Annotated in this window: 7 protein-coding genes; 6 read left to right on the plus strand and 1 reads right to left on the minus strand. The window is 72.5% G+C overall.

The genetic code is table 11. The features are described 5' to 3' along the window. The 5 genes from ACFWY6_RS38735 to ACFWY6_RS38755 all read left to right on the plus strand — a co-directional run. A partial coding sequence (locus ACFWY6_RS38735; RefSeq protein ID WP_384700636.1) for an amino acid adenylation domain-containing protein occupies positions 1 to 3,284 on the plus strand: 3,284 nt, incomplete at its 5' end. A gap of 31 nt (positions 3,285 to 3,315) precedes the next feature. Next, a complete protein-coding gene (locus tag ACFWY6_RS38740) occupies positions 3,316 to 3,528 on the plus strand; it encodes an MbtH family protein (RefSeq protein WP_384700638.1) in 213 nt (70 codons plus the stop codon). A 103-nt stretch (positions 3,529 to 3,631) separates the two neighbouring features. Continuing rightward, a complete protein-coding gene (locus ACFWY6_RS38745) occupies positions 3,632 to 6,835 on the plus strand; it encodes an amino acid adenylation domain-containing protein (RefSeq protein WP_384700640.1) in 3,204 nt (1,067 codons plus the stop codon). After that, positions 6,832 to 7,704, plus strand: coding sequence for an alpha/beta fold hydrolase (locus tag ACFWY6_RS38750; RefSeq protein WP_384700642.1), 873 nt, complete (start codon positions 6,832 to 6,834; stop codon positions 7,702 to 7,704). The genes ACFWY6_RS38745 and ACFWY6_RS38750 overlap by 4 nt, the downstream gene beginning before the upstream one ends. Next, complete coding sequence (locus ACFWY6_RS38755) at positions 7,701 to 8,705, plus strand: methyltransferase (protein WP_384700644.1); 1,005 nt, start codon at positions 7,701 to 7,703, stop codon at positions 8,703 to 8,705. Before ACFWY6_RS38750 ends, ACFWY6_RS38755 begins: the two co-directional genes overlap by 4 nt. 17 nt (positions 8,706 to 8,722) lie before the next feature. On the opposite strand, the gene ACFWY6_RS38760 is transcribed toward ACFWY6_RS38755, so the two are convergent. Beyond that, positions 8,723 to 10,144, minus strand: coding sequence for a PLP-dependent aminotransferase family protein (locus ACFWY6_RS38760; protein WP_384700646.1), 1,422 nt, complete (start codon positions 10,142 to 10,144; stop codon positions 8,723 to 8,725). On the opposite strand from ACFWY6_RS38760, the gene ACFWY6_RS38765 reads away from it, so the two are divergent. Continuing rightward, positions 10,143 to 11,405, plus strand: coding sequence for an aminotransferase class V-fold PLP-dependent enzyme (locus ACFWY6_RS38765; protein WP_384700647.1), 1,263 nt, complete (start codon positions 10,143 to 10,145; stop codon positions 11,403 to 11,405). The two genes, ACFWY6_RS38760 and ACFWY6_RS38765, sit on opposite strands and share 2 nt — an antisense overlap. The last annotated feature ends 128 nt before the right edge of the window (positions 11,406 to 11,533 follow it).

An 11,533-nucleotide genomic window follows, 5' to 3' on the forward strand; every position in this document is an offset into this window, starting at 1 on the left:
CGACCCAGACCACCGTCTTCATGGTGCTCCAAGCCGCCCTCGGCGTCCTGCTGCACCGACTCGGCGCGGGCACCGACATCCCCGTCGGCACCCCCGTCGCCGGACGCGGCGAGGACCAACTCGACGACCTGGTCGGCTTCTTCGTCAACACCCTCGTCCTGCGCACCGACCTCACCGACGACCCCACCTTCACCGAACTCCTCGACCGCGTACGCGAGACGAACCTCAACGCCTACGCCCACCAGGACGTCCCCTTCGAGAGCCTCGTCGAGGCCGTCAACCCCACACGCTCCCTCGCCCACCACCCCCTCTTCCAGGTCATGCTGGCCTTCAACAACACCCCGCGTGCGGCACTGGAGTTCGCGGGAGCGCGGGCCACGGTGCAGCCCGCTGCCGTCCATGCGGCGCGTACGGACCTGGCGTTGAGCCTGGCCGAGCGGCAGGGTGAGGGCGGTTCCCCGGACGGGATCGTCGGCTCGCTCACCTACCGCACCGACCTGTTCGAGCCGGGCACGGCCACCGCGCTGGTCGAACGACTGGTGCGCGTGCTGCGCACGGTCGTGGCCGAGCCCGCCCGGCGTATCGCGTCCGTCGATGTGCTGTCCGACGGTGAGCGGCTCCAGGTTCTCGAAGAGTGGAACGACGCGGCCACGGCGGTCCCGTCCGGCACGGTTCCGGAGCTGTTCCGGGCTCAGGCCCGCGCCACCCCGGGGGCCACCGCTCTGATCGCCGACGGCACCCACATCACGTACGAAGAACTCGACAGCCGCGCCGACCGCCTGGCCCGGTTCCTGACCGGGCGCGGCGTGGGCGCCGAGCACATCGTCGCGCTCGCCCTGCCGCGCTCGCCGGAACTGGTCGTCGCGCTTCTCGCGGTGCTCAAGGCAGGCGCCGCGTATCTGCCGATCGACACCGGGTATCCGGTGGAGCGGATCCGGTTCATGGTCGAGGACGCGCGCCCCACCCTCGTCCTCACCGATACCTACACCACCACCGCCACCGACGGACTCTGGGCCGAGGGCACCCCAGTCGTCTTCCTCGACGAGCCGTCCCTCCAGAGGGAGTTGGCCGGGCTCGATGCGACCGGCGACGACCCGGCCACCGCGCCCGACCCCGAGCATCCGGCGTACGTCATCTACACCTCGGGCTCCACCGGCACCCCCAAGGGCGTCACCGTCCCGCACCGAGGGCTCGCGAACTTCATGGACGACATGAAGGGCCGGGTCGGTGTCCGCGAGGGCGACCGGTTCCTGTCCGTGACGACCATCGCGTTCGACATCGCGGGGCTCGAGATCTATCTGCCGCTGCTGTGCGGCGCGGCGGTCGTGCTGCCCGGAGCCTCGGTGGTGAGCGAGCCGCTCGCCCTGGCCGGGCTGATCGCCGACGCCTCGGTGACCGTCGTCCAGGCGACGCCCTCGCTGTGGCGGGAGCTCGCGGCGGCTTCCGGCGACGCGAAGGGCCTTGGCCTGCGCCGGATCCTGGTCGGCGGCGAGGCGGTCTCCGCGGCCCTGGCCGACACCCTGCGCGGGCACGCCGGGTCCGTGACCAATGTGTACGGGCCCACCGAGACGACCATCTGGTCGACGGCCGCCGATCTGGACCGTCCCGCAGACGGGGCCGCCCCGTCGATCGGCCGGCCCGTCGCGAACACCCGGGTGTACGTGCTGGACGACCGGCTGCGTCCGGTGGCGCCGGGCGTCCCCGGCGAGCTGTACATCGCGGGGGCGGGCCTGGCCCGCGGCTATCTGAACCGGCCGGGACTGACCGCGGAACGGTTCACCGCCGATCCGTACGGGCCCGCCGGGTCGCGCATGTACCGCACGGGTGACCGCGCGTGCTGGAACGGCGACGGCACCTTGCGCTTCCTGGGCCGCGCCGACGACCAGGTCAAGCTGCGCGGCTTCCGTATCGAACTCGGGGAGATCGAGGCGGCGTTGGTGTCCTGCCCCGGTGTCAAGAGTGCTTCCGCCGTCATCCGTGAGGACCGGCCCGGCGATCACCGCCTGGTCGGATACGTGGTGGTCGAGGACGGCGCCGTCCTCGACCAGCAGGACATCCGGGCCCAGTTGGGGCGCGGCCTGCCCGAGTACATGGTGCCCACGGCCGTCGTCGGGCTCGGCGAGCTGCCGCTGACACCCAACGGGAAGCTGGACCGCAAGGCGCTGCCCGCGCCCGACTACGCCGGTGCCGGGCCGACGAGGGCCCCCGGCACCCCGCACGAGCGGATCATCGCCGGTCTCTTCGCCGAAGTACTCGGCCTGGACGTCGCCCGTATCGGCAGCGACGAGAGCTTCTTCGCGCTCGGCGGGCACTCGCTGCTCGCCATGCGCCTGATCGGGCGGATCCGTGCCGCCCTGGGCGCGCAGCTGCGGCCCATGGACTTCTTCGAGGCGCCCACCGTGGCCGGTCTCGCCGAGCGGCTGCGCGGCGCGGCCAAGGCACAGGGCGACGTCCTGCTGCCGCTGCACCTGGAAGGGGAGCGGGCACCGGTCTTCTGCGTCCACCCGGCGGGCGGACACAGCTGGGGCTACTACCACCTCAAGGACCATCTGCCGGCGGGCCACCCGCTCTACGGCCTGCAGGCCCGCACCCTGCTGCAGGACGCCGAGCCCCCGGCCACGCTCGCGGCGATGGCGGCGGACTACGTCGAGCAGATCCGCTCGGTGCGGCCGCATGGGCCGTACCACCTCGTCGGGTGGTCGTTCGGCGGCCTCGTCGCCTTCGAGATGGCCACCCAACTCCAGGAGCAGGGCGAGGAGATCGCGCTGCTCGCCCTTCTGGACGCCTTCCCGGAGAGCGCGGCGGACGACGGCGCCGATGCCGTGCCCGCGGACGAGGACAGCATGCTCAGGATGATCGCCGCGAACGCCGGATACGATCCGGCCGCCATCACCACCGTCGGTCCCGACGAGCCGCTGACCCCGGCCGCGTTGAGCGAGTTCTTCCGCCAAGTCGGCGCGGTCATGGCCAACTTGACCGCGGACGACCTGCGGACCTTCGCGCACACACTGCGCCACAACGCGGGCATCGGCGCCGCGTTCACCCCTGGTCTGTTCCGCGGCGACCTGCTCGTGCTGACCGCCGGGCTGCGCCGGGACGGCACGGAGACCGCGCCCGCGAGGGGCCGTGACGCCTGGGCGGCGCACGCCACCGGGCGGATCGACGAGCACCGCGTCCCGTGCCGCCACGACGACATGCTGATGCCCCACATCCTGGAGCCGGTGGGAAAGATCGTCTCCCACGCCCTCCAGGACCCGGACCCGGACCCGGACCCGAATCCGTAAGCAAGCCCCACCTAACCAAGGAGCAAGGAACATGACGAACCCCTTCGAGAACCCGGACGGCACGTACACGGTGCTCGTCAACGACGAGAACCAGCACTCGCTCTGGCCGGTCACCGTGGAGGTGCCCGCAGGCTGGACCGTCGCGCACCCGAGCGACACCCGCGAGGCCTGCCTGCGCTTCATCGAGGAGAACTGGACCGACATGCGCCCGCGCAGCCTCGCCGAGCGCATGGCAGACAACTGACGACGGGGGACCGCCTCCCCTTCCACGAGCGCTCGCGCGAGCTGCCGCACCGAACGACTCCCCGGCACTGCGAACCAACCTTCCGCCGAGGAAGGGGAGATGAATGACACCCAAGGACAAGGGCTATGACCGTGCGCGGCACGGCATCCACAATCTGCGCCGCGCCGAGGTCATAGCCGACCCCCGGCGCTACTGGGCCGCGATATCCGAGCTCCCGCCCGTCTTCTACGACGAGGTGGGCGGCGTCTGGGTGTGCTCCGGGTACGCCGAGTCGGTCGAGATCCTCGCTCAGCACCGGGCGTTCTCGTCCGCCCGGCACCACGCCCCCGACGACCTCGCGGAGCGCGGCATGAGCGGCATCGTGCCGACCGCCGAGATGCTGTCCGCGCAGTTCCTCTTCAACGACCCTCCCGCGCACACCAGGATCAGGGACGCCCTGCGCGGCGAGTTCTCGCCGGCCAGCATGCGCCGGCACGACCCGGCCCTGCGGTCGATCGCCGCCGAGGTCCTCGACACGCTGCCCGGGGCCGGAACCGTCGATCTGGTACGGGACTTCGCCGAGCGGCTGCCCGAGCACCTGATGACCCATCTGCTCGGCATGGCGGGCCGCGGCGCGGAACTCACCGAGTGGGCCGACTCCTACGAGCGCCTGCTCAGCAGCGTCTCCACCTTCCCGAGCCGGGCCGACCTGGAGACCATCCCGCTGCTAGAGAAGGCGCTCGCCGGACTGCGCCGACTCGCCGCCGAGCGCCTCGCCGAGCCCGGCGACGACCTCGTCACCACGCTGGCGGCCGGACTGCGCGACGACTTCGACGCCGGTCCGTCGGGCGAACCGCCGGCCGAGCTCCTCGACCTCGTCGCCGCCAACGCGATGGTGCTCGTCGCCGGCGGCTACCAGACCCTGACCCACCTCGTCTCGACCGGGCTCCTGCTGCTCGCCGAACACCCGGAGCAGTTGGAGCGGCTGCGGGCCGACCCCTCGCTCGTCGACTCCGCCGTGTCCGAGGTGATGCGGATCGACGGGTCGAGCCAGTACGTGGGGCGGCACGCCGTACGCGACATCGAGATCGGCGGCGCCCGGCTGAAGGCCGGGGACGGCGTCCTCGTGCTGCTCGCCGCGGCCAACCTCGACCCCCGCAAGTTCACCGACCCCACCGCCTTCGACGTCGCGCGCGCCGAGGGCCGCCACCTCGGGTTCGGCTCGGGGCCGCACTACTGCCTGGGTGCGCCGTTCGCCGAACGCCTGGCGCGCTGGGCGATCCTCGGATTCATCGAGCGCTACCAGGAGTTCGGCCTCTCCCCGGTGGAGCCCGAACCGGTGGAGTGGGGGCCGCACTGCAACACCCGCTCCCGGCACCAGGCCCTGGTGGTCGTCGGCTCCGCGTCCGAGGGCGCGGCGCGGGACGGTGCGGTGGCCGTCGGCCCCGCGCGGTCCGAGGCCGCCGACGTGCTCCCGGAGGCGAAGCCGGTCAGCGACCTCGAGCGGCACCAGATCGTCACCGAGTGGAACGACACCGGCGCCGACGAGCGGGCCGCCGACGTCTGCTGGCAGCTGCTCTTCGAGGACCGGGCCCGCCTCGCGCCGGACAGCACGGCGGTCGAGGACGAGGGCGTCACCTATTCGTACGCGGAGCTCGACGCGCTGGCCAACGGGGCCGCGCACCGGCTGCGTGACCTGGGCGTGGAGCCCGAGACGGTCGTCGCGATCAGCATGGAACGCTCCGTGCGGCTCATCGTGGCCGTCCTCGCCGTGGCCAAGGCGGGCGGCGCCTTCCTGCTGGCCGCCGCCGACTGCCCCGGCGAGCGCCTGAAGACCATGCTGGACCAGACGTCGGCGCGGCTCGTCATCGCCGACGACGCCACCGCCGAGCGGTTCGACGCCCTTGGCGTGCCGGCCGACGTGGTCAGGCTGCACCCCGGCGAGCGTGCCGCCACCCCGCCGATCACCGGCGTGGTGCCGGGGAACACCGCCTACGTGGTGTTCACCAGCGGCACCACCGGACGGCCGAAGGCGATCGCCAACAGCCATGAGGCGCTGACGAATCTGCACATCGCCCAGCGCAAGGTGTTCCGGCTGCGGCCGCAGGACCGGGTGCTGCAGTTCCTGTCGCTGAACTTCGACGGCTGTGTCTCCGAGGTCGTCCTCGCGCTGCTGAACGGGGCGACCCTCGTGATGGGCACCGCCGCCGCCCTGACACCGGGACCGCCGCTGCTTCGGCTGCTGCGCGAACGGCGGGTGACCGCCGCCATCATGACGCCATCGGTCTGGTCGGTGCTCCCGCGCGACCCGCTGCCCGACCTGCGGATCGCGGCGTTCGCGGGCGAGCGGCTGCCCGGCGAGCTCGTCAAGCGCTGGACGGCGAAGGACCGGCGCCTGCTCAACCTCTACGGGCCCGCCGAGGCGGCCGTCTGGTCCACCTGGCACGAGTGCGTCGCGGGCGAGGAGGACCCGCCGATCGGCCGGCCGGTGCACGGCAAGCGTGTGTACGTACTCGACGACGAACGGCGGCTGCTGCCCGCGGGCTGCCCGGGCGAGCTGTACATCGCGGGCACGGGCATCGGCCGCTACCTCGGACGCCCCGACCTCATGGCGGGGTCGTTCGTGCCCGACCCCTTCGCGGACCGGCCGGGCCGGCTGATGTACCGGACCGGGGACATCTGCGTCTGGCGTGAGGACGGCTCGTTGGAGTACGCGGGCCGCCGCGACCGGCAGGTCAAGATCCGCGGACAGCGCGTAGAACTCGACGAGGTCGAGCGCGTCCTGGAGAAGGCACCCGGCGTCGCGTCCTGCCACGCCGTCGAACGCGGCAACAGGCTGCACGCCCTCGTGGTGCCCGAACGCCCCGGCTCCTGGCGGGAGTCGGAGGTGCGCGGCTACCTGGCCGAGCACCTCCACGGCGGCATGATCCCGGCTACGTTCACCGTCCTCGACCGGCTGCCGCTCACCACGAACGGCAAGGTGGGGGAGGCCGAAGTGGCTCCCGATCACACCCGGCCGGAACGGAAACCGGAGCCGGAGCCGACGCCTCAGCCGAGCAGTTGGAGTCCCCAGCCGCCCAAGTGGGATTCGACGCACGCCACTTGGGAACTCGCCCGGCTCTTCTCGTCGTGCCTGCGCGTTCCGCAGGCCCAGGTGAAGCTGGACACCGACTTCTTCTCGGCGGGCGGCGACTCGCTGGCCATGGCCGAGTTCATGGCGGCCGCCGAGGACTGCTTCGGCGTGGTGATCGACGTACAACGGCTGCTCGACGACCCGACCCTGGCCGGTCTGGTACGTCTGCTGGGCGAGGAGCGGGAGACACAGTGAAGTCGACAGGAAGACAGGCCGAGGAGGCCGCCGCGGCGAAACGCGCGCGGCCGGCCGTCAGCAAGGTCCGCGGCGGGACGGACACGACCGCCCGGCCGGTCGTGATCGTGCACGGCTCCATGGACCGCAGCACCGGCTTCCGCCGGGTGAGCGACGAGCTGCCGGACCGGACGGTCATCGGATACGACCGGCGCGGCTGGGGCCGGTCGCGGCCGCTCGGCGGCGCGGGCGTCGACCACCAGGCGCACGTGGACGACCTGCGCGAGATCCTCGCCGAGCTGTCCGCGCCCATCGTGCTCGGCCACAGCTACGGCGCCCTGGTGGCGATGGCCGCCGCGGCGGCGGAACCGTCGCTGGTCGCGGGCATCGTCGCGGTGGAACCGCCGGTGCGCTGGCTGCCGTGGTGGCCGGCCGTGGACCCCTGGGAGGAGACCGTGCGCGGCGCCGCCGCCGAGGGCGGTCCTGAGCGGGCGGCCCGCGCGCTGCTCACCGAACTCCTGGGCCCCGCAAGCCGGTTGCACCTGGCCCGCACCCAGCCGTCCGACCTCGCCGCGGACGGTGCGGCCCTGATCTCGGAGATGACGGACCCCACCGTCGACGTGCCGCGCTTCGATCCCCTGACGTTCGCGACGCCCACCGTGGTGGCGGCAGGCACCCGGTCCGCGCCGCACCACCGTGAGGTGGCACGACGCCTGGCACAACTGCTGCCGCACGGCCGGTTCGCCGAGATCGCCGGCGCGGGCCACGCCTCCCACGTCACCCACCCGACGGAGGTGGCCCGCCTGATCGAAGAGCTGGCCGCGGCACCGTCCACGACGACCCCGACACCCACCCCTACGACCGCCCCGACAGAGGAGCAGCCCCGATGATGCCGCGCGCACTTGAGAACACCGTCTACGGACTCATCTCCACCCCGGTGCTGCACACGGCCCTCAAGCACGGTGTGTTCGCGTCCCTCATCGAGCAGGGCCCGGACACCGTGCCGGGCCTGGCCGAGCGCCTCTCCACGGACCCCGACACCCTGGAGCGCATGCTCCTGGTCCTGACGTCCCTCGGTGTCGTCGAACGCTCCAAGGACGGGGAGTTCGCCCTGACCGCCGAGGCCGCGCCGTTCCTCGACCACCGCAACAGCCGGTACCTGGGCGGTTTCATCGAGCACCTGACGGTGGAGACGCAGGGCCGCCTCACCCGCCTGGACACCTACCTCACCGACGGCAAGCAGAGCGGCGAGGCATCGCCGTTCGACGACGTGTACCGCGACAGCGAATCGCTGCGCGCGTTCATGCGCGCGATGTGGGATCTCAGCTTCGGCATGTCGCAGGAGCTCGCCGCCCTCGCGGGCCTTTCCGGGACGACGCACCTGGTGGACGTCGGCGGCGCCACCGGCCCGTTCGCGGTGGCGGCGCTGCTCGCCGAACCGGGCCTGCGCGCCACGGTCTTCGACATGCCCGCGGTCGCACCCCTGGTCGGCGAGGACGCCGAGGCACGACCGGTCGTCGACCGGCTCGGCTTCGCCGGGGGCGACTTCTTCGCCGACGAACTCCCGCGGGGCGACTGCCTCGCCTTCGGCTACATCCTCTCCGACTGGGACGACGACACCTGCGTACGGCTCCTGGAGAAGGCGTACCGCGCCTGCGACACGACGGGCGGACCGGGCAGGGTCCTCATCATGGACCGCCTCTTCGACGACGACCACACCGGCCCGCTGGCCACCGCCGCGATGAACCTGGTGATGCACATCGAGATGGCGGGCCGCCACCGCACGGCCGCGGAGTTCATCGCCCTCCTGGAACGCGCGGGCTTCACCGACTGCGAGGTGCGCCGCAGCAGCGCCGAGAAGCACCTGGTCATCGGCCACAAGAAGGCCTGACCGGCAGGCGCCCCACCTCACCCTGCCTTGGGGGCGAGTCCGCCGAGCGCCGCCCCCAGCCGGCGCGCCCCCTCCGTCAGCTCGGCGTGATCGGCGGTCGCGGCGAACCCGATGCGCAGGTGGGCCGACGGCGGCTCGGCGGCGAAGTAGCGGCTGCCGGCGCTCACGGCGACGCCGCGCTGCCGGGCGGCGGCGGTGAGGACGGTGTCGTCCACGCCCGGCGGCAGGCGAACCCACAGGTGCAGCCCGCCCGTTGGCAGACAGGCCAGGGTCGCGCCCGGCAGCTCCTCGGTGAGCGCGGCGGCCAGTACGGCGCCGCGCTCCCGCAGTGCCGTGCCGAGCGAGCGGACGTGCCGGTCCCAGGACGGGGAGCTGAGCACCTCGAGCGCCGCCTCCTGGAGCGGGCGCGTGACGAAGAAGTCGTCGACGAGTCGCACCGCCCGCATCCGCTCCATGACCGGCCCGCGGGCCACAAGCGCGCCGATCCGCAGGCTCGGTGCGGCGGGCTTGGTGAGTGAGGTGACGTGCACGACCGTGCCGTCACGGTCGTCGGCCACCAGCGGTCGCGGCACCGCGCCGCCATGTCCCAGGTGCCGCGCGAAGTCGTCCTCCAGCACGAACGCGCCCGACGCGCGCGCCACATCGAGGATCTGACGGCGCCGCTCGGGCGTGAGCACGGTGCCGGTCGGGTTCTGGAACGTCGGCTGGCAGTACAGCAGCCGTGCGCCGGTCATCGCGAACGCGTCGGCCAGCATGTCGGGCCGCAGGCCGTCGGCGTCGAGCGGTACGGGGACGGGCCGCAGTCCGGCGGCGCGGGCGGCGGCAAGAGCCCGCGGATAGGTGGGGGACTCGACCAGGACCGGGCTGCCGGGCCCGGCGACGGCGCGGAACGCGATCGACAGGGCGCTCTGCCCGCCGGCGGTGATCAGCACGTCGTCCGCCGTCACGCTGCCACCGACGATCCGGGCGAACACGGTGCGCAGCGCCGTCAGGCCGCCTGCCGGGGCGCGGTCCCAGGCGTCCGGACGGCGTGCCGCCCGCGCAAGTGCCGCACTCAGGGCCCGAGTCGGCTGCAGCGAGCGGTGCACATAGCCGCCGTCCAGCGTGATCGTCCCGGCCGGTGGCGGGCCGAGCGGGTCGGCGATCAGATGCGTGTCGACGGCACGGTCGGTGAGGGCGACCGTCTGCCAGTCGGTGTCGGTGGCAGTGGCTTCGCCCTGGAGCCGGGTGCGCTGTGCCGCGTACGTCCCGCTGCCCGGACGGGTCACCACCACGCCCTCGGCGGCCAGCGCGGCGATGGCCCGCGCCACGGTCGCCGGGCCGACCCGGTACTCCTTGGTCAGCTCCCGGCTGCTCGGCAGCCGGTCGCCGGGCGAGAGCCGGGAGACCAGCGCACGGAGCCTGTCGGCCAACTCGACAGAAGTGCTACTGTCATTCATGAGAGACAACAGTAGCGCTTCTGGTCCTGCTCGGGAAGCACTTCAGAAGGCACCCCAGGGTCAACTCCCGCTGGACGTCGCCGCTTTGCGGGCCGACACCCCCGGCTGCCGCAACGTCATCCACTTCAACAACGCGGGCTGTGGGCTCCTCGCGGCCCCGGTCCTCGACGCCATGGTCGGCCATCTGCACCTCGAAGCCCGGACGGGCGGCTACGAGGCGTCGGCCGCCCGCGCCGCCGAAGTCCGCGCGTTCTACACGGAGCTCGCCGCCCTCATCAACACCACGCCCGACAACATCGCCTTCGCGGGCAGCGCCACCCACGCCTACGCCAACGCCCTGTCCTCGATCCCGTTCGAGACCGACGACGTCATCCTCACCACCCGCGACGACTTCGTCTCCAACCAGATCGCCTTCCTGTCCCTGCGCAAGCGCTTCGGCGTACGCATCGTCCACGCGCCCAACACCCCGGAAGGCGGCGTCGACGTGGCGGCGATGGCCGTGCTGATGCGGACCTACCGCCCCCGTCTGGTGTCCGCCACCCATGTCCCCACCAACTCGGGCCTCGTCTCGCCCATCGTCGAAATCGGCCGCCACTGCCGGGAGTTGGACCTGCTCTACCTGGTCGACGCCTGCCAGTCGGTGGGCCAGTACGTCATCGACGTGGCGGAGATCGGCTGCGACTTCCTCACCGCCACCTGCCGCAAGTTCCTGCGCGGCCCCCGCGGTTCCGGATTCCTGTACGTATCCGATCGCGTCCTGAGCGCGGGCCGCGAACCGCTGTTCATCGACATGCACGGGGCACGCTGGACCGAACCGGGCGGCTACAAGCCCGTGGCGACGGCGGCCCGCTTCGAGGAGTGGGAGTTCCCGTACGCGACGGTGCTCGGCAGCGCCGCCGCGACGCGCTACGCCCGCGAGGTCGGCATCGAGGCCATCGAGCGGCGCACCCCCGCCCTCGCAGCCCGGCTCCGCGACCGGCTCGCACCGATCCCGGGGGTGCGCGTGCTCGACCGCGGCCCGCGTCTCGCCGCGCTCGTCACCTGCGGCGTGGCGGGCCGGCAGCCGGAGCCGTTCAAGGCGGCCCTGGACGCCCGCGGCATCAACTCGGCGCTCAGCTACCGGGAGTTCGCCCAGTTCGACTTCGGGGACAAGGACGTCGACTGGTGCCTGCGCCTGTCGCCGCACTACTACAACACCGAAGAGGAAGTGGACCACGTCGCGGACGCGGTCGCGGAACTCGCCGCCCAGGGGCGGCGATGACCTTCCCCAAGCTCTCAACTCCGTTCGAGCAGGGGAGACCCCATCCCAAGCTCTCAACTCCGTTCGAGCAGGGGAGGCCCCATCCCAAGCTCTCAACTCCGTTCGAGCAGGGGAGACCCCATCCGGAG

Origin of the sequence: Streptomyces sp. NPDC059037, from assembly GCF_042740015.1 — a bacterium.
Taxonomy (GTDB): Bacteria; Actinomycetota; Actinomycetes; order Streptomycetales; family Streptomycetaceae; genus Streptomyces.

Bases quoted from the DNA above. Each gene is read 5' to 3' on its own strand.
- ACFWY6_RS38765 (WP_384700647.1), top strand. From the start codon at position 10,143: ATGAGAGACAACAGTAGCGCTTCTGGTCCTGCTCGGGAAGCACTTCAG.
- ACFWY6_RS38745 (WP_384700640.1), top strand. From the start codon at position 3,632: ATGACACCCAAGGACAAGGGCTATGACCGTGCGCGGCACGGCATCCAC.
- ACFWY6_RS38760 (WP_384700646.1), bottom strand. From the start codon at position 10,144: ATGAATGACAGTAGCACTTCTGTCGAGTTGGCCGACAGGCTCCGTGCG.
- ACFWY6_RS38755 (WP_384700644.1), top strand. From the start codon at position 7,701: ATGATGCCGCGCGCACTTGAGAACACCGTCTACGGACTCATCTCCACC.
- ACFWY6_RS38740 (WP_384700638.1), top strand. From the start codon at position 3,316: ATGACGAACCCCTTCGAGAACCCGGACGGCACGTACACGGTGCTCGTC.